Source organism: Flavobacterium sp. C3NV (assembly GCF_046825355.2).
In the GTDB taxonomy this organism is placed as follows: Bacteria; Bacteroidota; Bacteroidia; order Flavobacteriales; family Flavobacteriaceae; genus Flavobacterium.
On sequence record NZ_JBKQBJ020000001.1, the window covers coordinates 556,143 to 579,570 of the forward strand.

General features: G+C 33.9%; 22 protein-coding genes. 15 read left to right on the plus strand and 7 right to left on the minus strand.

Annotated elements, in window-relative coordinates; all coding sequences use genetic code 11:
• Positions 1–5 precede the first annotated feature (5 nt).
• Positions 6–1,148 (minus strand): cystathionine gamma-synthase, encoded by a 1,143-nt coding sequence (locus ACIDC4_RS02260; RefSeq protein WP_412044292.1) that lies wholly within the window; start codon positions 1,146–1,148, stop codon positions 6–8.
• Between the two features lie 105 nt (positions 1,149–1,253).
• On the opposite strand from ACIDC4_RS02260, the gene ACIDC4_RS02265 reads away from it, so the two are divergent.
• Entirely contained in the window at positions 1,254–1,997 is a 744-nt protein-coding gene (locus ACIDC4_RS02265; RefSeq protein WP_412044293.1) for a DUF3298 and DUF4163 domain-containing protein, read from the plus strand.
• A 197-nt stretch (positions 1,998–2,194) separates the two neighbouring features.
• On the opposite strand, the gene ACIDC4_RS02270 is transcribed toward ACIDC4_RS02265, so the two are convergent.
• The 5 genes from ACIDC4_RS02270 to ACIDC4_RS02290 all read right to left on the minus strand — a co-directional run bounded on the left by ACIDC4_RS02270 (position 2,195) and on the right by ACIDC4_RS02290 (position 6,060).
• Positions 2,195–3,346 carry an ATP-binding protein gene (locus ACIDC4_RS02270; protein ID WP_412044294.1) on the minus strand — a complete coding sequence of 384 codons (1,152 nt, stop codon included), beginning with the start codon at positions 3,344–3,346 and terminating at the stop codon, positions 2,195–2,197.
• A gap of 46 nt (positions 3,347–3,392) precedes the next feature.
• Positions 3,393–3,782: a four helix bundle protein gene (locus ACIDC4_RS02275; RefSeq protein WP_412044295.1), complete on the minus strand. Its 390-nt coding sequence runs from the start codon at positions 3,780–3,782 to the stop codon at positions 3,393–3,395.
• A 38-nt stretch (positions 3,783–3,820) separates the two neighbouring features.
• Positions 3,821–4,573, minus strand: coding sequence for an SDR family NAD(P)-dependent oxidoreductase (locus ACIDC4_RS02280; RefSeq protein ID WP_412044296.1), 753 nt, complete (start codon positions 4,571–4,573; stop codon positions 3,821–3,823).
• 92 nt (positions 4,574–4,665) lie between these two features.
• Positions 4,666–5,172 carry a GNAT family N-acetyltransferase gene (locus tag ACIDC4_RS02285; RefSeq protein ID WP_412044297.1) on the minus strand — a complete coding sequence of 169 codons (507 nt, stop codon included), beginning with the start codon at positions 5,170–5,172 and terminating at the stop codon, positions 4,666–4,668.
• 15 nt (positions 5,173–5,187) lie between these two features.
• A complete protein-coding gene (locus ACIDC4_RS02290) occupies positions 5,188–6,060 on the minus strand; it encodes an aldo/keto reductase (RefSeq protein ID WP_412044298.1) in 873 nt (290 codons plus the stop codon).
• 212 nt (positions 6,061–6,272) lie between these two features.
• Between ACIDC4_RS02290 and ACIDC4_RS02295 the strand changes: the two genes are divergently transcribed.
• The 14 genes from ACIDC4_RS02295 (at position 6,273) to ACIDC4_RS02360 (ending at position 21,765) form a co-directional block, all read left to right on the plus strand.
• Positions 6,273–7,277 (plus strand): AAA family ATPase, encoded by a 1,005-nt coding sequence (locus ACIDC4_RS02295; protein WP_059116622.1) that lies wholly within the window; start codon positions 6,273–6,275, stop codon positions 7,275–7,277.
• Between the two features lie 140 nt (positions 7,278–7,417).
• Entirely contained in the window at positions 7,418–8,281 is an 864-nt protein-coding gene (locus tag ACIDC4_RS02300; protein ID WP_412044299.1) for a DUF58 domain-containing protein, read from the plus strand.
• 186 nt (positions 8,282–8,467) lie between these two features.
• Positions 8,468–10,102 carry a hypothetical protein gene (locus ACIDC4_RS02305; protein ID WP_230033614.1) on the plus strand — a complete coding sequence of 545 codons (1,635 nt, stop codon included), beginning with the start codon at positions 8,468–8,470 and terminating at the stop codon, positions 10,100–10,102.
• The gene (locus ACIDC4_RS02310) at positions 10,102–11,103 is read left to right on the plus strand and encodes a vWA domain-containing protein (protein WP_065448716.1); all 1,002 of its coding nucleotides are present in this window, start codon (positions 10,102–10,104) and stop codon (positions 11,101–11,103) included. The genes ACIDC4_RS02305 and ACIDC4_RS02310 overlap by 1 nt, the downstream gene beginning before the upstream one ends.
• A 171-nt stretch (positions 11,104–11,274) precedes the next feature.
• A complete protein-coding gene (locus tag ACIDC4_RS02315) occupies positions 11,275–12,309 on the plus strand; it encodes a vWA domain-containing protein (RefSeq protein ID WP_412044300.1) in 1,035 nt (344 codons plus the stop codon).
• Between the two features lie 132 nt (positions 12,310–12,441).
• On the plus strand, positions 12,442–13,224 hold the full coding sequence (locus ACIDC4_RS02320) for a tetratricopeptide repeat protein (protein WP_412044301.1): 783 nt from the start codon (positions 12,442–12,444) through the stop codon (positions 13,222–13,224).
• A 131-nt stretch (positions 13,225–13,355) separates the two neighbouring features.
• Positions 13,356–15,119 (plus strand): BatD family protein, encoded by a 1,764-nt coding sequence (locus ACIDC4_RS02325; RefSeq protein WP_412044302.1) that lies wholly within the window; start codon positions 13,356–13,358, stop codon positions 15,117–15,119.
• Positions 15,120–15,213: 94 nt separating this feature from the next.
• A complete protein-coding gene (locus ACIDC4_RS02330; protein WP_412044303.1) occupies positions 15,214–15,963 on the plus strand; it encodes a tetratricopeptide repeat protein in 750 nt (249 codons plus the stop codon).
• Between the two features lie 89 nt (positions 15,964–16,052).
• Positions 16,053–17,024 carry a phosphatidate cytidylyltransferase gene (locus ACIDC4_RS02335; protein WP_412044304.1) on the plus strand — a complete coding sequence of 324 codons (972 nt, stop codon included), beginning with the start codon at positions 16,053–16,055 and terminating at the stop codon, positions 17,022–17,024.
• A complete protein-coding gene (locus ACIDC4_RS02340) occupies positions 17,024–17,659 on the plus strand; it encodes a lysophospholipid acyltransferase family protein (protein WP_412044305.1) in 636 nt (211 codons plus the stop codon). The genes ACIDC4_RS02335 and ACIDC4_RS02340 overlap by 1 nt, the downstream gene beginning before the upstream one ends.
• Positions 17,660–17,665: 6 nt before the next feature.
• Entirely contained in the window at positions 17,666–18,265 is a 600-nt protein-coding gene (locus tag ACIDC4_RS02345; protein WP_412044306.1) for a CDP-alcohol phosphatidyltransferase family protein, read from the plus strand.
• Positions 18,262–20,034, plus strand: a complete 1,773-nt coding sequence (locus ACIDC4_RS02350) for a bifunctional alpha/beta hydrolase/class I SAM-dependent methyltransferase (RefSeq protein WP_412044307.1) — start codon at positions 18,262–18,264, stop codon at positions 20,032–20,034. The genes ACIDC4_RS02345 and ACIDC4_RS02350 overlap by 4 nt, the downstream gene beginning before the upstream one ends.
• Positions 20,034–21,359, plus strand: coding sequence for a phosphatase PAP2 family protein (locus ACIDC4_RS02355; RefSeq protein WP_412044308.1), 1,326 nt, complete (start codon positions 20,034–20,036; stop codon positions 21,357–21,359). Before ACIDC4_RS02350 ends, ACIDC4_RS02355 begins: the two co-directional genes overlap by 1 nt.
• Entirely contained in the window at positions 21,340–21,765 is a 426-nt protein-coding gene (locus tag ACIDC4_RS02360; protein WP_412044309.1) for a hypothetical protein, read from the plus strand. Before ACIDC4_RS02355 ends, ACIDC4_RS02360 begins: the two co-directional genes overlap by 20 nt.
• 72 nt (positions 21,766–21,837) lie before the next feature.
• Here ACIDC4_RS02360 and ACIDC4_RS02365 read toward each other — a convergent pair whose 3' ends face one another.
• Positions 21,838–23,388: a vWA domain-containing protein gene (locus tag ACIDC4_RS02365; RefSeq protein ID WP_412044310.1), complete on the minus strand. Its 1,551-nt coding sequence runs from the start codon at positions 23,386–23,388 to the stop codon at positions 21,838–21,840.
• Positions 23,389–23,428 lie beyond the last annotated feature (40 nt).

Below are 23,428 nucleotides of genomic sequence, written 5' to 3' on the forward strand. Positions count from 1 at the left end.
TTCTGTTATGCCAAAGCCTGCTCGATATCTGTGATTAAGTCTTCTGCATCTTCGATACCCACACTCAATCGAACCAAATCATCGGTAATACCAACTTCGGCTCTTTTATCTGCCGGAATCGAAGCGTGTGTCATCAAAGCCGGATGATTGGCCAATGATTCTACTCCGCCTAAAGATTCTGCCAGAGTAAAAACTTTTAGTTTCTCTAAAAATGCAATCGAATCTTCTTTTTTACCTGATTTAAAAGTAAACGAAACCATTCCGCCAAAAGCTTTCATTTGCTTTTTTGCAATTTCATGAAATGGGTGACTTTTTAGTCCCGGATAATAAACCGTATTTATTTTAGGATGGTTGCTTAAATATTCTACCACTTTTTCTCCGTTTTCACAATGTCTTTGCACGCGTAACGAAAGTGTTTTGATTCCTCTTAAAACCAAAAAACTATCCATTGGCCCAAGAGTTGCTCCGGTTGCAAATTGCTGAAAATGCAATTGTTCTCCTAAAGCTTCGTCTTTTACAATCAAAGCTCCGGCAATAACATCAGAATGTCCGCCTAAATATTTTGTAGCCGAGTGCATTACAATATCAGCTCCTAAATCAAGAGGTTTTTGCAAATATGGTGTTGCAAAAGTATTATCAACAGCAAATAAAATATTATTGGCTTTGGTGATTTTGGCAACTTCAGCAATGTCAGCCAATTTCATTAACGGATTTGTTGGTGTTTCAACCCAAATCAGTTTGGTATTTTCGTTGATTAATGATTTCAATTTCTCGATATCTGTCATATCAACAAAGTGAAATTTAATTCCTGAATCTTTATAAATTCGAGAGAACATTCTATACGTTCCTCCGTATAAATCATCCATTGCAATGATTTCATCACCCGATTTAAATGATCTCAAAACACAATCTGTTGCAGCCAAACCAGATGAAAATGCCAATCCGCGAGTACCATTTTCGATACTTGCCAAAGCATTCTCTAATGCGGTACGGGTTGGGTTCGACGCCCTGCTATATTCATAATCCGCCAAAGGTTTTCCCGGACTAGTTTGTATAAAAGTTGAAGTTTGATACACCGGAGGCATAACAGCTCCTGTACTTGGATCATGATGCTGACCACCATGTATTACTTTTGTATTGAATTTCATATAGTTACAAATTTTAGATGCTTAAACGTGGTACAAATTTACCGTTAAATTTATTTTAATCCTGACACAACTTCTTACCTTTGTATATAATTAACACTTTTTGATATGAAACATTACACTTTTTTAGCCTTTTTGTTCCTGACATTTGCAAGTTGCAACAAAGAGCTTTCATTTGAAAATGAGACATTTGAAAAAGAATCTACTATTCCTTGCAAAAAAGATTGTCCAAAAATTACGATTGACGTGCCTATTGCTAAAAACATCCCTATTGTCGCTGACAGCATTAACAAAAAGGTTTTTTGGGTTGTAAAAGAAATTGTTTATTTTGAAGAAGATCCTTCAAAAGCGAATGATTACAAATCTTTAGCCGCCTCTTTTATTACTTCGTATGAAGAAATGCATAAAAAATTCCCCACCGAAACTTTTGGCTGGGAAGGAAAAATAAAAGGTAATGTTGAGTTTGAGTCTGATCAGATTATTAATATCAAAATCGATCATTATACTTTTACCGGCGGAGCTCACGGTTATCAGGGTTTTCGATCGTTATTATTTCACCCTAAAACCGGAAAAACCATTTTTACCGATGAAATATTCAAAAACGAAAAAGAGTTTAAGGCTTTCGCCGAAGGAGAATTCAGAAAGAAATATAAAATTCCTGCAAAAGCAAATATTAACGCAACAGGTTTAATGTTCGAAAACGACAAATTTCAGTTGCCGCAAAATATCTTTTATACTAATGGTGGGTTGCTTTTATATTATAACTCATACGAAGCCGCTTCGTATGCAGATGGACCAAAAGAACTTTTGTTTCCGTATGAAAAAGTGCGTAAATATTTGAAATATCGATAAGTATATTATTAACAGGTGCTAAAATAATTTGGCTAAAGCCAAAGAACACCTCTTAATTATTATCTCCAGCTAAAGCTGGAGGCTATTCAAAAAAATTATAAACTATCAGGTTAGACGCACTGCAGTGCGTCTCTACATAAAACCTTTGTCATTTTTTTTTAAATCTTAGTATCTCAGTCCCTTAGCAACTTAGAACCTTACTTACTCCCTTCCTGAAAATCGTATTTCATCTTCCTTAAAATCCTTAAAGCTTCTTTAAACGATAAATAAATATTCCCAAAAGGCTTCAAAAGCAATTTGGCATCAATAAGTTTTTGTTTGGCATCATCAAAACCATTAAGATAACAAATCATAAAAGTTGACGGAAGATTTTCGAGATCTTTCAATTCACGTTCTGACAGGGCAATTCCTTTTTGCAGTTTTTGAAGCAATGCCATATTCGCATTGTAAATATGATACAGCATTTTTCTGTTGAATTCAGGAGGCTGAAAAAGCATTTCGCGGTCGATTTTATAATAACCATTATCAAAAAAATGAATCGTTTGTTTTTCCAGAGGATAATAACTCGTTTTATCATTTAAGCCTAACGGAACATATTCGGTTATGGTAAAACTATCGTCATCAAAAACAATCGTAACCACATCCTGCGCCGAATAAAAAAGTTTGATTTGTTCGTTGATCAATTCGATATCAACACGGGATAAGAACGTTTTATCACGTGATTTATGAGGGACTCCTGCCCAGCAAATCACAAACAATTCTTTAAAAACATGATATTTAGGCGACATGTCTTTGTGCCTAAAATTCATAAAATCAAAAACACCATCAAGTGTATACTGGATACTATTTCGAGAACTATTTTCGATCCCAATAACCGTTTCAGTATTCTGGTAATTTTTCTCAATTTCCCCTTCAACCGGAACCGAATTACTGCCGCGGCGAATAAAAACACTATTAGCCGGAGTTGTATGAATTCCTTTTTTGAAATAAGATGTTTTGCTTTTGGGTTTAATCGTAACCAATCCTACTACTTTATCTTTTGGAAGATTCGGAAATGGTACATTTTCATATTGAATTTTTGGAGGATTTTCCAGAAAGGCATTTACAAGATTCTGAATTCGGCTATCATCAAAAAAGTCATCGCCTACAATTTCGTTATCCTGATCTTCTACACCAACCACGATATAAGAATTATTGGTTGGGTTTGAATTCGACAAAGCACAAATATGCTTCAGGAATTTTCCTTTTCCTTCACGAGAATGCAAATTCAATTGCCTTTTTTTATCATAAAAACTGCTCTCGTCATTATGGGCGAGTAGATTTTTTATTAAAAGGCGTTTGTTGATCATGTGAATATTTTTTATTTTTTATTTCTATTTTTTATTCTCTGATTACTTAATCATACTTTGAACCTTTCCTTTCAGACGTTTTTAAGTAATTTATAAATTTTGAAATCTGATCAATTATATTTTGCGCTTTTAAATTTAGTTCTAAAAACACTTCTTCTCTAATGTGCTTTCTATCAAAACATCTTTGGAGTTGAGCTTTAGCTTCACAACAAGATCCTCTTGAATAACCTAAAAATGTGATAAATTCTTTGTTCCCTCCTCTACCAAATCCTTCAGCTATGTTATCCATAACTGATCCCGAAGACCCGTTTATTTGTTCTCTTAATTTGTAATCTTGACCTAATGAGGTAGTCATAATTAAATTCCAAACTTGATTACACTGTTCTCGAGCTAATTGATAAATAACCATCTCTTCAAAAGAACTATAATTCGCCATGCTTAAAAATAAAAAATAGAAATAATAATAAAAAATAATTAACCTCTCTTAACAATTGTGGACGACGCTTGCGCGGTACTCATCACCACCAAATCGGCGATGTTTACATGATAGGGTCTTGAAACCACAAAATGAATAATATCGGCAATATCTTCTGCCTGCAACGGATCGAAACCTTTGTAAACATTCGAAGCTCTTTCGACATCACCTTTAAAACGCACTTCACTAAATTCTGTAGCTACCATTCCCGGGTGAATTGCTCCTACTCTAATACTAAACGGATTCAAATCTATTCGCATTCCGGCAGTAATGGCATCAACTGCATGTTTTGTTCCGCAATATACATTTCCGTTTGGATACACTTCTTTGGCAGCTGTCGAACCAATATTAATAATATGTCCGGAATTTTTGGCTGTCATTTTCGGAATCACTGCTTTCGAAACATACAAAAGTCCTTTTACATTAATATCGATCATGGCATCCCAATCGTCTAAATCTCCGGTTTGAATTGGGTCTAAACCATGTGCATTTCCGGCATTATTGATCAAAACATCAATATCTGAGAATGCTTCCGGCAAAGAATTAATACTTTCCAGAACATCATTTTTATCTCTGACATCAAAGGACAAAGAATGTACTTCGGTAAAAGCCGAAAGTTCTTTTTCAAGTTCGGCCAAACGATCTTTACGTCTTCCGCAAAGCACCACTTTATAGTTATTTTTTGCCATTATTTGAGCGGTTGCTTTACCAATTCCGCTTGTGGCTCCAGTAATTAAAACTGTTTTTTTCATTCTACTATTTTTATTTTAAAAGTTTTTTGCCACAGATTAAAATGATGTATAATCTGTGAGAATCTTTCAATCTGTGGCAAAAAAAAATTTTTTCAATCTTTTCTGATCCAATTGTCTAAATCCAACTTCATATTTAGAGCCGTCCAGGTTTCATCATCCATTTCCCTAACAAACTTTTTATCAGGATTAATGACAAAACCAATCTTTTCGTAGCATTTGATGGCACCAATATTAAAATCAAAAACATTTAGCTCAACATTTCTATGCTTACTATTTTCTAGAATAAATTCCAGAAGCAAAGTCACTATTTGTTTCCCGATTCCTTTTCCTCTTATGGTTTGATCCATAATCAAAATTCTTCCCAGATTTGCAAACTCGTCTTTAAAACAAATTTCACAATGCCCGATAGTCGAACCATCAGAAATAGTTACAACCCTAAAAGCAATCCTGTTGCTATCCGAAAGTGATTTTGCTATCTGTTCTTCGGTTAAAGGAAAAGTAAATTCCGGTCCTGCAAATTGCATCAACTCACGAGCATCTTTTATACTATCAATTAATTGCGGATAAAACGCTGCATCGAATTTTTCTAATCGTATCATTATATGATCAAAGGTTTAAGCAACTTCTTCTCCTCTGCTTTCTGTCCAGATGGCAAACCAGTCTTCTTTGTCCATTTCTAATTCAACAGCTTTCATCAGTGATTGAATTCTGGCAATATTGACTGTTCCTGCGATTGGAATAACCGCTGAAGGATGTTTTAAAATCCAGGCCAACAAAAGCGTATCTGACCCAAAACCGTATTTCTGAACTAAATCAGCCAATAGTTTTTTCAAACGACGTGTTTTTTTAGTGTCTTCTCTAAAAACAGTTCCCAGCGGATTCCATGATAACGGACGGATTCCGTGTGTTTGCATGTAATCAAAGCTTCCGTCAACCATTGGTTCAAAATTCGTTGCCGAAAATTGTACCTGATTGTAACTTACTTCTGTTTTCTGACGAATTAATTCGGTTTGAGAACTTGTGAAATTTGAAAGTCCGAAATCGATAATTTTTCCTTCTGCTTTCAATTTTTCAACCGCTTCTGCAATTTCATCGGCTTGCATTAACGGACTTGGTCTGTGCAATAAAAAAACATCAACATAATCTGTTTTCAGTTTTTTTAATGATTCTTCAACTGACCAAACAATATAATCCTTGGAGTAATCGTAATGTTTGATTTTGTTTGGGCGGTTTTCGGCGATCATCTGAATTCCGCATTTGGTAATTAATTGTAATTTCTCTCTCGAGATTTTGCTGTTGTGAAATGCTTTTCCAAAATCAGCTTCTGTGGTATACGATCCGTAAATATCTGCGTGATCAAAAGTTGTAATTTTGTTTTCGATACAAAGTTGTATCAGGTTTTCCATTTCTTTAGTTGTAAGGTTTTTATCCCAAACTCCCCAATTCATAGTGCCCGAAATTATGGGCGATAATGCTGTTTTACTCATGGTTTCATTGCGTTATTTTTGGTAATAAATATGCTTTTCTGAAGCATAATCACCAAAGTTCTTAAAAATATAAAAATAGATTCACAATTAGTCCTTAAAATTAGGTCATTGGTCGAAGTTTTAACCATTCTTTAACATCTTACTTCTCAAAAAATATTCAATTTGCACTCTCAAAAGCTACGCATAGAAATCAAGGTTTTAAAAATATTTATATGGAAGAAAATACAACGACTTTAGACATTAGAGCGATAAATGAAAAAATTGAAAGAGAAAGTGCTTTTATAGACCTTCTTACAATGGAAATGAACAAAGTTATTGTGGGCCAGAAACATATGGTCGAGCGTTTACTAATTGGACTTTTGGGACAAGGGCATATTTTGCTTGAAGGTGTTCCCGGATTAGCAAAAACTTTAGCCATAAATACTTTGTCTCAAGCAGTACAAGGTTCGTTCAGTCGTATTCAGTTTACACCTGACTTATTACCTGCCGATGTCGTTGGAACGATGATTTACAACATCAAAGCAAACGAGTTTTCTATCAAAAAAGGGCCAATCTTCGCAAATTTCGTCCTTGCCGATGAGATTAACCGTGCTCCGGCAAAGGTTCAATCGGCACTTTTGGAGGCGATGCAGGAAAAACAAGTAACTATTGGCGACACGACTTTCAAACTAGATCGTCCGTTTTTAGTACTGGCGACTCAAAACCCAGTAGAGCAAGAAGGAACATACCAACTTCCGGAAGCGCAAGTCGATCGTTTTATGTTAAAAACTGTAATTGACTATCCAAAAATTGACGAAGAGCGTTTTGTAATTCGTCAAAACTTAAAAGGAACTTACGAAAAAGTAAATGCTGTAGTTTCTGTAGAACAAATTTTACGCGCGCAAGAAGCGGTTCGTGAAGTTTACATGGATGAGAAAATCGAAAAATATATTTTAGATATCATATTTGCTACTCGTTATCCAGAGAAGTACAAATTGGCCGACTTAAAACCTCTTATTAGTTTTGGAGCATCACCACGTGGAAGTATCAATTTAGCTGTTGCAGCAAAATGTTACGCTTTTATCAAACGTCGTGGTTATGTAATTCCAGAAGATGTTCGCGCAGTTGTACATGATGTTTTACGTCACAGAGTTGGGATAACATATGAGGCTGAAGCCGAAAACATTACTTCTGTAGACATTATCAACAAAATCGTAAACGAGATTGAAGTACCTTAAAAAAAGTGCTCAGTGTTCAGGTTTTAGTATTCAGTAAACTGATACTTTGATCCTTGAACACTAATAAAAGATGGAAAGAGCTTTTAGAATTTGAACTTTAACTGAACACTTTCTAACTGATCACTGAACACTAACAAAAAATGGATACAAAAGAGCTTTTAAAAAAAGTACGGAAAATAGAAATCAAAACCAAAAGACTGAGCAATCATATCTTTTCGGGAGAATATCACTCTTCATTTAAAGGACGAGGGATGACTTTTAGTGAAGTACGTCAATACCAATATGGCGATGACATTCGTAACATCGATTGGAATGTAACTGCGCGCTATAACGAAGCCCACGTAAAAGTTTTTGAAGAAGAACGCGAATTGACCATGGTTTTAATGGTTGACATCTCAGGTTCAGAGGGTTTTGGTTCTAAAAGTCAATTTAAAAAAGACATCGTCACCGAAATTGCGGCAACGATGGCTTTTTCGGCTACACAAAATAATGACAAAATTGGTTTAATATTATTTTCTGATAATGTAGAATTGTATATTCCGCCAAAAAAAGGTCGTTCCCACGTTTTAAGAATCATTCGTGAATTGATCGAATTTGAACCAAAAAGCCTGAAAACAGATGTTGGAGCTGCTTTAAAATTTTTATCAGGAACTCAGAAAAAGAAAGCGATTGTTTTCGTGATTTCTGATTTTATGTCTGAAAATTATGAGCAAACTTTGAAGATTGCGTCTAAAAAACACGACATTACCGGTGTTAGGGTTTACGATATTCGTGAAGAAAAAATTCCGAATTTAGGAATGGTATCAATGCTTGATGCCGAAACGGGAAAAATTCAACTGGTAGATACAGGTTCAAAAACAGTGCGAATGAATTACGAAAAACACTATCAGGAAAGAGTTAATTATTTCAAAGATATTTTTAGTAAATCCGGAGCTGGAGTTGTAAACACCAGAGTTGATGAAAATTACGTAACCAAATTACTGGGCTATTTCAAGTCAAGATAAATATAATTTTAGATTGCAGTCCCGATAGCTATCGGGATAGATTTTAGATTTTTCTAAAGATTTATGATTATTGATTTCTGCTTAAAATTATACAAATAAAAAATCCGCTTAAATCTGTGCCATCCGCGTCATCCGCGTGCCATATTAAGCAATACGTTTTAGACTAAAATCTGAAAACAAAATCAAATGAAATTAAAGTTTTACATATTTTTATTTTTACTTTCCTCATCTATTTTTGCCCAGCAAAAACAAGTAGAGACGAGCATTGATACTACAAAAAATAAAATTGGGGCCGAATTTAAGCTAACACTTAAAACGGTTGTGAGCTCAAAGTCGAAAGTTGTTTTCCCTAAACTAAAAACCATTGGACAACTTGAAGTAATTCAGTCGTATCCAATTGACACGGTTAAGAAAAATGACACTTACGAATTAATCAAAAAATATGGCTTAACGCAATTTGATTCCGGGAAATATACTATTCCGAGTATTAAAATTTTAATTGATAAAAAACCTTTCTTAACAGATTCTATCCGTGTTGAAGTGGCCAGTGTAAAAGTGGATACTTTACAGCAAAAAATGTACGATATCAAAGACATTACAGCTGTTGACAACGGAATTGGTGATTGGTGGAAATATGTTTTAGGTTTAATAATCATTCTTGGAATTGGAGCTTTCGTTTATTGGTTTGTTAAAAAACGCCAACAAAAGAAAATTGAAGAAGAAGTTTATAAAACTCCTATCGAAAAAGCGACAAGTTTACTAAACAATCTGGAACAAAAAGAACTGGTTCAAAAAGGAGAAATCAAAGAATATTATAGCGAATTAACAGATATTGCCCGTAATTACATCGAAGAAGCGATTCATATTCCGGCAATGGAAAGTACTACTTCTGAATTGATTCAGGCGATCAGAACGGCATCAACTAAAAAGAAGATGACCTTAACTCCTGAAACTGTTGAAAATCTGGAACGTGTTTTACGTCAGGCCGATTTAGTAAAATTTGCTAAATCGAAACCGCTTGATTTTGAAATTACCGATGACAGAAATAAAATTCAGAAAGTAATTTTAACGCTGGATAATGCAATTCCGACAGAAGTTCCTGCCGAAGAAGAAGATCAATTGTTGAATGAAGCGCAAAGACAAAAACAAATTAAACAGCAATTATTAAAAAAACGCAACAAACGTATTGCTATTGCAGTAGGAACTGTTTTGTTTTTATTAATCGCAACTACGGCATTCTTTATTGTGACCAAAGGTTTCAAATTTGTAAAAGATAATTTGATTGGGCATCCAACCAAAGAGTTATTAGAAGGTCAATGGGTAAAAAGTGAATACGGAAATCCTGGTGTTTTAATCGAAACTCCAAAGGTTTTAAAACGTATGGATACTCAAAAAGTACTTCCGAAAGAAACTATGGCATTGATTAAAGAAATGCAACTGTTTTCATACGGAAGCATGATCGACAACTTTTATATTACCGTTTCGACAAGTAAATTCAAAAATCCTGTAGAACTTGATTTGGCAAAAACTTTAGAAGGTACTTTGAAAATAATTGAAGCACAGGGCGGACAAAATATTATTGTAAAACAAGAAGATTTTCAGACCAATGAAGGTGTTCAGGGATTAAAAGGATACGGCACAATGTCGATTTTAAATCCGGTTGATAAAACGAGCACAAAAGCCTATTACGAGATTTTATTATTCAAACAAGATCAGGGATTACAACAAATTATGATTTTGCATGAAGAAGGTGACACATACGGAAACGATATTGCAACCCGAATTTTAAATTCTGTTGAACTTAGAAAAGCGAGTAACTAATGAATAAAATAACTTTTTTAAATCCGGAATTTTTTTGGTTGTTTCTATTAATCCCAATTGCAATAGCTTGGTTTTTCTGGAAACGCAACCAGCAATCGGCTACTTTAAAAATGAGTTCGACTCAGGGTTTTAAAAATAGCGAATCGTTGCTAACGAAATTAAAACCTGCTTTATACGTTTTTAGAATTTTAGGACTAAGCTCCTTAATTATAGCTTTGGCCAGACCAAGAACGGTTGATATTAGCAGTCAGACTAAAACCACAAAAGGAATTGATATTGTTTTGGCGATTGACGTTTCAGGAAGTATGCTGGCAAAGGATTTAAAGCCAAACCGTATGGAAGCTTTAAAAAGAGTTGCCGCAGATTTTGTTGGCGAAAGACCTAATGACAGAGTTGGATTGGTTTTATACGCTTCTGAAGCTTATACAAAAACACCTGTTACAAGTGATAAAGCTATTATTCTTGAAGCCATTAAAAGCATTAAATACGATACAGTTTTACAGGATGGAACCGGAATTGGGATGGGATTGGCAACTGCCGTAAACCGTCTTAAAGACAGTAAAGCAAAAAGCCGTGTTATTATTTTAATGACCGATGGTGTAAATAATGCTGGTTTTATTGAGCCGGAAACTGCATCAGACATCGCAAAACAGTACGGAATAAAAGTATACACTATTGGTATTGGTACTAACGGAATGGCCGAATCTCCTTATGCTTATGCACCAAACGGAGGTTTTTTATATAAAATGCAAAAAGTTGAAATCGACGAACAATTAATGAAAAATATTGCCCGTAAAACCGATGGAACTTATTTTAGAGCAACAAGTAATGATCGATTAGCCGAAATATACAACGCAATTAATAAATTAGAAACCACTGAAATCCAGGAATTAAAATTCTATGATTACGACGAAAAATACAGAGGATTTGTTTTATTGGCTGCCTTTTTATTATTGTTAGAAGTTGGTTTAAGAAATACAGTTTACAGAAGCTTCATTTGATTTTTGAAAAAATCAAAAAATTCCAAATTTTTAAATTTCAAATTCCAAAACGGAATAGTAAAGTTTAAAAACAAATAAATTGGAATTTAAAAATTAGCTTTTAGACAAACAATAAAATTGGAATTTGGAATTTATCCCCACAACAATTGGGATTGGAATTTTAAAATATTTATGGAATTAGACGAAAAAAAATATTTATACCTTTTATTATTACTCCCAATTGTGGTGTGTATTTTTCTTTTCAATATGTATTGGAAAAGAAAAAAACAGCGCGAATTTGGTGATCTCGAAATGGTGAAAAGACTAAGCCCGGAAAGATCTGTTTTTAAACCGGTATTAAAATTATCAGTAATACTTTTGGCGCTTGCCTGCTTAATTATCGGATTAGTGAATCCGAAGATTGGAACAAAAATGGAAACCGTAAAACGCGAAGGTATTGATATCGTTTTTGCTGTCGACGTTTCTAAAAGTATGCTTGCCGAAGATGTGGCACCAAGTCGTTTAGAAAAAAGTAAACAACTGGTTTCGCAAATCATCAATAATTTAGGAAGCGACAGAATTGGAATCGTAGCCTATGCAGGAAGTGCTTTTCCGGTTTTACCAATCACTTCAGATTATAGTGTTGCCAAAATGTTCCTGCAAAGTATGACGCCGGATATGGTTTCATCTCAAGGAACTTCGCTTGATGAAGCGATAAGATTATCATCGACTTATTTTGACGAAAAAAGCAAAACCAGCAAATTATTGATTTTGATTTCTGATGGAGAAGACCATTCTGAAGGAGCTTCAGCAGCAGCTGAAGAAGCCAATAAAATGGGAATGAAAATCATTACAATTGGTGTTGGAACAGAAAAAGGAGGCACAATTCCGTTGAAAGAAAATGGCGTAGTCAAAAACTACCAAAAAGATCAAAACGGACAAACTGTTATTACAAAACTAAATCAGGAAGGATTAAAAACCATTGCAAAAGCTACAAAAGGCGGTTATGTATACGGCGGAAGCACTAAGGAAGTTTTAGAATACATCAAAAATGCTTTAAACAACATACAAAAAACTGAATTTGAAGCAACACAAATGGCCGATTTTCAATCGCAATTTCAGTGGTTCATTGGCTTTGCTTTCTTATTATTGTTTGTTGACATTTTCCTTTTAGAAAGAAAAACAAATTGGATAAAAGAGTTGAATTTATTTAACGAAAAGAAATAATAAAGTTAGCCACTAATTACTCGAATTTACACGAATAAAACTATTTAAACTTTATTCGTAAAACTAACGCAAAGAATTAATTAGTGAGAATTGGTGAAATTCGTGGCAAACTAAAAAACATAAAAAATTAGAATGAAAAATTTACTTCTTTATATTTTACTAACGTTCTCTTTGGCGGTTTCAGCTCAGGAGAAAGATAAGACATTGCCTGATGCCAATGAAGAATATAAGCAGAATAAATTTATTGACGCTGAAGCTAATTACAGAATTTCAGAATCAAAATTTCCAAAACGTGCTACTGCTCCCTATAACTTAGGAAATACTATTTACAAACAAAATCAGGTTTCTGAAGCTAAATTCGCCTACGCGAAAGCCATAAAGAACGCCAAAACAAGACCTGAAAAACATAAAGCTTACCATAACTTAGGAAATGTTTTCATGAAAGAGAAAGATTATACGCAAGCCGTTGAAGCGTATAAAGAAGCTTTGCGTAACGATCCTACCGATGACGAAACACGTTATAATTATGCCTTAGCCAAACAAAAGCTAAAAGAAAATCCTCCTAAAAACGATAAAAATAAAGACAAGAATAAGGATAAGGACAAAGACAAGGATAAAAACAAAGATAAAGATAAAGACAAAGACAAGGATAAAAATAAAGACAAGGATAAGGACAAAGACAAGAAAGACGACAAAGGCGATAAGGATAAAGACAAAAAAGATGGTAAAGATGACCCTAAGAAAGATGACAAGTCTGACAATAAAGGAGAACCAAAACCACAGCCGGGCGGAATTTCTAAAGACCGCGTTCAGAATTTATTAGATGCCGTAAACAACGAAGAAAAGAAAATTCAGGATAAAGTAAACGCTCAGAAAGTAAAAGGAACCCCTAGAAAAACAGAAAAAGACTGGTAGTTTTTTTGGTTTAACCGTTTATTCGTTTAACTGTTAATTTGACAACAATAAAACGATTAAGCAATAAAACTTTAAAAAAAACGATTAAACAAATTAACAATTAAACAGTTAAACAAAACTGAAACAATTTAATGAAAAGATATTTAATTCTATTACTATTCACTTTTCAAGGGCTTATGGCTCAAGTTCAATTTGAAGCCAGAGTAAGCAAAAACACGCTCGGACTGAACGAAAGATTCCGTATTGACTTCATCATGAATGTTGATGGAGATAACTTTGATCAGCCTTCATTTGACGGATTTAGAGTTGTAGGCGGACCAAGTCAGCAGGTAAGTCAGTCTTGGGTAAACGGTAGAAGCTCTTTTCAGAAAATATATTCTTATATTTTACAGCCCAATCAAAAAGGAACATTTTCTATCAAACAAGCTGCTATCGAATATAATGGCCAGATTTACAAAACACAGCCTATAAAAATCGTAGTAACAAATGCCGTTGCACAAGAAAGAGATCCTTATGACAATAGCCGACCACAAGGTCAACAAGGTATTCCTAATGAAACCATAAATCTTGTAGCCGAGATTTCGAAAACAAATCCATATCTAAATGAGCCAATTACGGTTGTTTATAAATTATACTTTAACAATCTTAATGTTACCGGTTTTAAAGAATTGGCCAAACCTAAGTATAATGATTTTTGGAACCAGAATATAGATATCAAACAACCGTCTATTGAAGAAGGAACTTTTCAGGGACAAAGATGCTATTATGTAATCCTGAAAAAAACCATCTTATATCCACAAAAATCAGGAAGATTAACAATCGAACCGCTTTCGCTGGATATTGGTGTAGAATTGCCTTCAAATCGTCGTGATATGTACGGACAAATGATTCTGACAGTTGATAACAGAGTAGTTTCGGCCGGAGCCAAAACTATTAATGTAAAAGCGTTACCGGAAGCAAGCAAACCAGAAGGTTTTAGCGGTGCTGTAGGTAAATTTAATTTTACAGTTACGCCATCTAAAACAACACTTAAAAGTGGAGAAAGTCTGGATTTAATCGTGAGCGCTTCAGGAAACGGAAACATGAAATTGTTTACTTTACCAAAACCTGTTGTTCCTAACGCATTAGAAATGTACGATCCGGTTCATGATGAACAGGTGACGACTTCACTTTCAGGAATGTCCGGAAAAATTACCGATAAGTATTCTATTGTACCACAATACAAAGGAAAATATGCAATAAAACCAATGCAGTTTTCTTATTTTGATTTGAATACCGGTTCTTATAAAACCATCACCTCACAAGAAATTATGGTCGATGTATTAGACGGACCAATGCAGGCAGAAGCAAATGCAACAGCAAATGCGTCTAAAAATGTAATTACGAAAACAGAACAATTCAAATATATCAAACCAAAAACAACATTAGTTGCAATAGCTAAAAACGATTTTTACGGTTCGAATTTGTATTATCTTCTGTTGTTCGCGCCTTTCGTTATCTTACCAATTATTGTTTTGGCTAAGAAACGAAAAGAAGCAATTGACGGTGACATAACAGGAAACCGTATTAGAATGAACAATAAATTAGCTAAGAAATATTTATCTCAGGCTAAAAAACAAATCAACAATAAAGAGGCGTTTTATATTGCGTTAGAAAAAGCGATGCATAATTTCCTAAAAGCGAAATTGCATATTGAAACCTCAGAAATGAGCAAGAATAATATTCAGGAGCTGTTATTGTCGAGAAATGCAAATCCTGAATCAGTTCAGAATTTCATTAATCTGACAGAAAACTGTGAATTTGCCCGTTATGCTCCGGCATCAAGCGCTTCGATCCAGCAGGATTATGACAAAGCGGTTTTGATCATTTCAGAATTAGAAAAGCAAATTGTTTAGTTTAATTTTTAACCGCAAATTGCGCTAAGAAAATTGATTTAGCTTCGTTGAATTAAAGTTCGCAAAGTTGAAAATGTTATTACAAATCAGGAAAATGAAAAACATAGTAGTATATCTTTTTTTATTAATCACTCAGGTTTTCTTTGCTCAAAACAGCTTTGAGAAAGGAAATGCCTTGTACCAAAAGGGACAATACCAGCAAGCTGTTGATGTGTACGAAAGCATTGTTAGAGATGACAAGCAACATTCTGCAGAGTTATATTTTAACTTAGGGAATGCGTATTACAAACTCAACAAAGTAGCGCCTTCGATCTACAATTACGAGAAAGCTTTGGTTTTAAAACCTCACGATCCGGAGACTTTAAACAATTTAAAATTTGCAAAAAAACTAACGATCGACGAGATAAAGGAAATCCCAAAGGTGGGTTTTGCAAAACTAATTCAAAGCTTTACAGGAATTTTTGATTATAATACCTGGGCAAAGATTTCTGTTGCGATTGCGTTTGTATTTTTATTGAGTTTTATTGGCTATTATTTTTCTCAGCTTACGCTTTCAAAAAGACTTTATTTTATAGGAATGTTTGTTCTTTTGCTCGCTTTGTTATTGAGTGTTTCTGCAGCAATGACAGAAAAAGACCATTTTACCAATGATCGTCCGGCGATTGTTTTTGCCGAAATAAGCGAAGTTCGCAGCGAACCACAAAAAGCAGGCGCTGCCATTATATTATTGCACGAAGGAGCAAAAGTCTACGTTACCGAAACTGTAGGACAATGGAAAAAAATTGAACTAACTGACGGAACCGAAGGCTGGATTGACGGATCGACTATTAAGGAAGTGAAGTAGGTTAAGTAAAAACTTAAATACTTTTTAATTGTAGGAAAATATACATTATAATGCATTACATTTGCATTATTTTTTAATATTTTTCCTGCATGCAAAATAAAATCACAAAATTTCTTTCAAATTTAGACTTATTTAATAAGCCAGATATTTTACAAGTTGTTGTAATAATATTTTCACTTCTGGCTTTTGCATCAATTTTATTCTTTGTTTGGGGCAAACTAAAACCGACAACTAATTTAACCGAGTTAAAATCACGAACAAATTCGTGGTGGATCATGGTTGTGTTTTTTGTTTGCTCAGCTCTTTTAGACAGAGCCATCACTTTCCCCGCAATCGGAATGCTATCCTTTATCGCATTTAGAGAACTTTATTCTATTTTAGATTTTAGGGATTCTGACAGAAGAGCTATCTTTTGGGCTTTCATTGCCATTCCTATTCAATATTATCTGGCATATATCGAATGGTACCTGCTGTTTATTATCTTCATTCCGGTATACATGTTTTTATTTATACCTGTACGATTGGTAATCAAAGGTGAGACAAAAGGAATAATAAAATCAATGGCATCGATGCAATGGGCTTTAATGCTCACTGTTTTTGGAATTAGCCACTTAGCGTACTTTCTTGCATTACCTGATAATATTCCAAACTTCAAAAATGGAGGTCAGGGATTATTATTATTTCTGGTTTTTTTAACTGAAATAAATGATGTCTTACAATTTATTTGGGGCAAACTTTTGGGTAAACATAAAATAACCCCAAAAGTTAGTCCTAATAAAACCTGGGAAGGCTTTATAGGAGGCGTTATTAGTACTACGATAATAGGACATTTTCTCGGTTTCTTAACCCCTTTACTAGATTGGCAAGTTATTCTGGCAAGCTTCATAATTGCCTGTTCGGGCTTTTTTGGAGACCTCGTTATGTCTGCAGTAAAAAGAGATTTGGGTGTAAAAGATACCGGAGCAGCTATTCCCGGACACGGCGGAATTCTAGACCGATTGGATTCTTTAACCTATACTGCTCCTATTTTCTTTCACTTAGTTTATTATTGGGCTTTCTAATGAAAAAAATAGTACTTATTATTTGCTACTCGATTATTGTTCGCAATTTTTTAAAACTTGTTGTGGGTGTAAAATTTACCAAACCAACATTTTTAAAAAAAGAAAAACAATTTATAATTATTGCCAACCATAACAGTCATCTTGATGCCATGTCAATAATGGCTTCAGTACCTAAATCAAAAATAATTAATGTGAGACCTGTTGCCGCGCAAGATCATTTTGGCAAAACCAAATGGCAGGCATGGCTAAGTAATTATTTTATAAATGCATTACTCATTCAAAGAAAATCAGACAAGGAAAATCCAGAGAATGATCCCATTTATAAAATGAATAAAGCGCTTAAAGAAGGTTATTCTCTGATTATTTTCCCGGAAGGTACTCGCGGAGAACCTAATTTACCAAAAGAGTTTAAAGCCGGAGTCGCGTTGATTTTAATTGAGAATCCTAATATTCCATATGTACCAGTGTATCTAAAAGCTATGGGCAAAGCAATGCCTAAAGGAGATAACTTAATTGTACCGCATGAAAGCGCGATACTATACGGACAACCTAATAAAATTTCAAGTTTAAAAGTCGATTCTATTTTAGAACAAATGAAAAATGAGATTGAAGAATTAAAACTAAAAGCCGAATAGAATATTATGATATCAGTATATAATTTAAAACCTAAGTTTCAAGCACTATTAAAACCTGTACTTGAGTTTTTACACTCAAAAGGAGTAACCGCAAATCAAATTACATTAGTTTCTGTTCTTTGGTCTTTTTTAATTGCTGCCTTTTTTTGGTTTGCAGATTTAAACAGCTATTTTTTCTTAGCACTTCCTATTGGGCTATTTATTAGAATGGCATTGAACGCTCTTGACGGAATGATGGCAAGAATTTACAACCAGCAATCAAAATTAGGTGAAATTCTAAATGAATTAAGTGATGTGATTTCAGATTTTGTTCTGTTTTTACCCCTAATAAAGTATGAGCCAAATTCTTTATATCTCATAGTGGTTTTCATTTGTTTGAGCATTATCAACGAATTTGCCGGACTTCTGGCAAAGGTGGTTTCCAGCGAAAGGCGCTACGACGGACCAATGGGCAAAAGTGACCGGGCTTTTATCATCGGTCTCTACGGATTGTTATCCTTTTTTGGTATTAATAATTTTTCATTTTCACCCTATATTTTTCTCTGCTTAATATTATTAGTAAGCCTAAGTACATTTATAAGATTAAAAAAATCATTATCGATATGAATATCAAAAGACAAGCAACAGAGCACACATTTACTAGTCATGATGGCCAAGTAATTTTTTATAGAAACTGGAAAGAAACAACTACTCAGCCAGCTGAGAGAGTTATAGTATTACTACATCGGGGACATGAACATTCGGGCAGAATGGAGCACATTGTCAATGAACTAAAGATGGATGATACTCCGTTTTTTGCATGGGACATTAGAGGCTGCGGTCGTACAGAAGGCCCAAGAGGTTATGCTCCAGGCTTTATGACCTGGGTTAATGATTTAGATGTTTTTATAAAGCACATTAATACTCAATATGGGATTCCGGTTGAAAATATTATTGTGATTGCACAAAGCGTTGGTGCTGTTATTGCAGCTACATGGGTACATGATTATGCACCTAAAATTAAAGCATTAATACTGGCATCACCCGCTTTTAGTGTAGATCTGATTGTTCCTGGTGCAAAGCAGGGAATTGCATTATATCAAAAATTATTCGGAGAGTTTTTTGTAAAATCATATGTAAAAGGCAAGCAGCTAACTCATGATCCGGAACGCATAAAATCATATCATACAGATCCTCTTATCACTTTACCAATAGGCTCCAGAGTTTTACTTGATCTTTATACGGTTTCAGACAGAATTATTGCTGATGCCGGAGCTATAATAGTTCCTACACAATTATTAATTTCAGGAAGCGATGCAGTAGTAAGAGACAAACCTCAGCATCAATTTTTTGATGGTTTAAGTTCTTCCTTAAAAGAAAAACATATTTTAGAAGGTTTTTTTCATGATGCTTTAGGCGAACTGGAAAGAGAAAAAGCTTTTGATCTAATACGTAAATTTATACAGAAAGTAGAATCAAATTCTTCTGTAATTAATCTAATCGATGGAGATAAAAAAGGATATACATATAATGAATATACGGAATTATTAAAACCAAAAGCATCTTCCTTTATCAATGAAATCAATTTTTCCATAACTCGTGCTTCAATGAATTTAATTGGCAAAAGAGCTTCAAAAGGAATAAAAACTGGTGTTGAAACAGGTTTTGATTCCGGAAGTTCTCTTGATTATGTTTATTTAAATAAAGCTCAGGGATTAGGTTTTTACAAACTAATTGGTTTAGGAAAAATCATTGACAGAGGCTATCTTGATGCAATTGGATGGAGAGGAATTCGTGTTAGAAAGCAAAATTTAGAATTACTAATTGGCAAATACATCGAGATCCTTTATAACGAAAACAAAACCGTACGCATAATGGATATTGCCTCGGGACATGGCAGATATATACTCGATGCGATAATCCCGCATCAATCTAAAGTTGCTTCAGTTTTATTACGCGATTATAGCGATATAAATGTAATAGCAGGATCGAAAATGATTGAAGAAAGAAAACTAACTGATTTTGCACAATTTAAAAATGCAGATGCTTTTGATGAAGAAGGAATTGCAAATGTTGATCCTAAACCGAGCATAGCAGTAGTTTCAGGAGTTTATGAACTGTTTTCGGATAATAGTCTGTTGAAAGATTCTTTGAACGGATTATACAAAGCCATTGAAAAAGGAGGATACTTAATCTATACCAATCAGCCATGGCATCCTCAGGTTGAACTAATAGCAAGAACCCTAAACAATCATCAGGGCAAAGGCCGTTGGGTTATGCGCAGACGAACTCAGGCAGAAATGGATCAATTAGTAGCAAAAGCAGGATTTGAAAAAATCGAACAATTACAAGATGACTGGGGAATTTTTACAGTATCTGTTGCAGTAAAAAAATAATGGAACAAAACAAAATTCAATGGCGTAACGGATTTCTTTGGTTACTGCTTCTGGCACCTCTTTTTTTTACCCTTTATGGATGGGCGAATAATTACTGCGTTGCATTGCCAAAAGAAAGTATTAATGAAATTGTATACGACTGGGAAAAACACATTCCGTTTATACCGTTTACCATAGTGCCGTATTGGAGCATCGATTTACTTTATGGTTTATCGCTGTTCTTGCCAATGACTAAGTTTATACAACGTCAGCATGCTTTAAGACTTTTGATCGCTACACCAGTTGCAGTGTTTTTTTTCTACTGTTTTCCTATGACATTTTCAACTCCAAAACCAGAATGTTTTGGACTTTGGAAATCACTTTTTGATGCTCTGATGGGATTCGACAAACCTTTTAATCAATCTCCGTCCTTGCATATTATTTTACTTGTAATTTTATGGAGGATTTATCTGCCGCATCTAGGCAGAATAAGCAAATTACTTTGGAATTTTTGGTGTTTTTTAATTGGTATTTCAGTATTAACCACTTTTCAGCATCATTTTATAGATATCCCTGCCGGATTTTTAGCAGGCGTAGTAATTTGTTATTTATTTCCTTTATCAAAAATGAATTACTGGAAATGGCAAAAAGTCAAATCAATACCTTTAACCGTCATACATTTATCAATTGCAATTTTATCTTTTATTTTAGCATTTACAGTCCCGGTTTATATTGCAATTATTATAATTTGGATTGGATTTTCACTCTTTTTTATAGGATTAGGATATCTCGGTTTAGGAGCTGTAATTTTTCAAAAAAAAGAAAATGGATCTTTTACTTTTGCTGCCAAAATTCTGTTTCTCCCTTATCGTTGTGGCACTCGTCTTATTAGATATTTATTTTTCAAATCATATGATACCCCACAAAAAATTACTTCAAATTTGTATTTAGGATCTTACTCTATGAGTAAGACACATGATTTTAAGGTGATTTTTGATGTATGTGCAGAGTACGAAAAAAGTCAAAATGATATTGATTGTTACTTGAGTTATCCACTTATCGATTTAGTAATTCCAACAATAGAAGAACTATCAATTGGCGTAGAAAAATTGGATGATCTGGTCCGAAACAATGATAAGGTTTTTATACATTGTGCATTAGGTATGTCACGAAGTGCAACATTGGTTTTTGCATGGTTGTTATATTCTAATAAAATAAAAACTGTCAATGAAGGCTATGATTTCTTTCATCAAAACAATTACCAATTCAAATTATCCGAGAAACATAAAAACCTATTGACAATATATTGGGAAAAACATCTAAATAATGACCGAACGAACCTCTAAAGAATGTCTGGTTGCCGCAACAACAATAAAGGCAATTAGCAAAATGGGATTTCTGATTTTCTTCACCACTCCCGTTCTTTTTATTTTAATCAAAAATCAGGTTTTAAACATAACTGAAAATATAACTTTATTATTATTTATAATAACAGCAATTATAACTGGTTTTAAAGCATGGCATCTTTATTTTGACGGTATGTTATTAAAAAATCTTGCTGCAGAAAAATTTGAAATATCTGATATGGATGAAAGCCTTTATCAGTTATTCCGTAAAAAAAATAAAAATAAATGTTTAGAACTACGTATTCAATCATGCTACAAAATTGCAAGGCTTTTTTTTGCCCTTATAATTTTCCACTTATCCTTATTTTTTGGATTATGTGTATGGATTATGTTTTCAATTCATTAAAACCTCAAATAAAAAATCCCAAACTCCATAGTAACAATTGGAATTTGGGATTTTCTTTTTTCGAACTTGAAATTAGTTCACAGCCTCAACCAATCGAATAAATTCCGCTCTGTAACCCTCCTCATCATTTGCTAATCCAGATTTTGCTAATTTTTTAATATCTGCAGAAGCTGAATTCGAAATGAATTTTGATTCTCTTAATTTCAATCCAAACCAGGCAACAGCAGTTGTAAACTTAAAATCAGAAGAGCTGTTGTCAAGAGCTACTTTTTTGTTTGGAATTGTATTTATGATTTCGATACTTTTATCTCCATCAGGTTTTTTATAACGGAATTTAATTGTTGCCAATTCATCATTGTAATTAGATTCATCTGTTTTAGTCTTTGTATATTTTAAATCAGACGGAACATAATCGCTTTCAACACCAGTTGGAATAATTTCATAAAGTGCCGTTACAGTATGTCCGCTTCCTAATTCTCCGGCATCAACAGCGTCATTTTTAAAATCTTCATCTTTTAATCTTCGGTTTTCATAACCAATTAATCGATATGCCTGAACATGTTTAGGATTAAATTCAATTTGAATCTTCACATCTTTTGCAATTGCAAACATTGATCCTTTAAACTCTTTTCCTAAAAAACGATTGGCTTCCTGAATATTGTCTATATAGGCGTAATTTCCGTTTCCTTTATCGGCAAGAATTTCCATTTTACTGTCTTTGTAATTTCCCATTCCAAAACCTAAAACAGTCAAAAATACACCTGATTTTCTTTTGTCTTCAATTAGTTTTTCCATGTCAGCATCTTCATAAGCACCCACATTAAAATCGCCGTCTGTAGCAATTACAACTCGATTATTTCCTTCTTTAATGAAGTTTTCCTGCGCTAATTTATACGCTAATTCAATTCCTGCCCCACCGGCTGTACTTCCGCCAGCATGTAAATCGTCAAAAGCATTCATAATTTCATCTTTATTGTCTCCGGATGTTGGTTCTAAAACCACTCCCGCAGAACCTGCGTAAACAACAATCGAAACTTTGTCTTTGGCACGAAGCTCTTTTACCAAAATTTTCATTGATTCTTTTAGTAATGGTAATTTATTAGGTTCATCCATTGAACCAGAAACATCAATTAAAAAAACAAGATTTGAAGCTGGAAGATTTGTCATGGGAACATTTTTTCCCTGTAAACCAATTTTCAACAGCAATGAATTTTTATTCCAAGGGCTGTCGCTTACTTCGGTATTGATAGAAAAAGGATGCTGTCCTTCCGGCTGTGGATATTTGTATTTAAAAAAGTTCATCATTTCTTCGATACGAACAGCATCTTTAGGAACTTTTTGACCTTCGTTTATAAAGCGACGAATATTGGTATAAGAAGCATTATCAACATCTATAGAAAAAGTGGAAAGAGGAGATTTTTTTGGAGACTCAAAAGGATTTTCGTCAAGTCCTGTGTAACTTTCAGTATTTGGATCTGAAATATATTCTTCAGAAATTGCATCGGTAGCAACTGCAATATCTGCAGATTCTACGGCATAATCTTCTGTAGATGCATCCTGTCTCTTACAACTTAGTACAATAAGTAAAAGGAATGCCAACAAATAAAAAGGTTTATTTTTCATTTAAAATAAATTTTAAGAATTAGTAATTGATTTTTCTCTC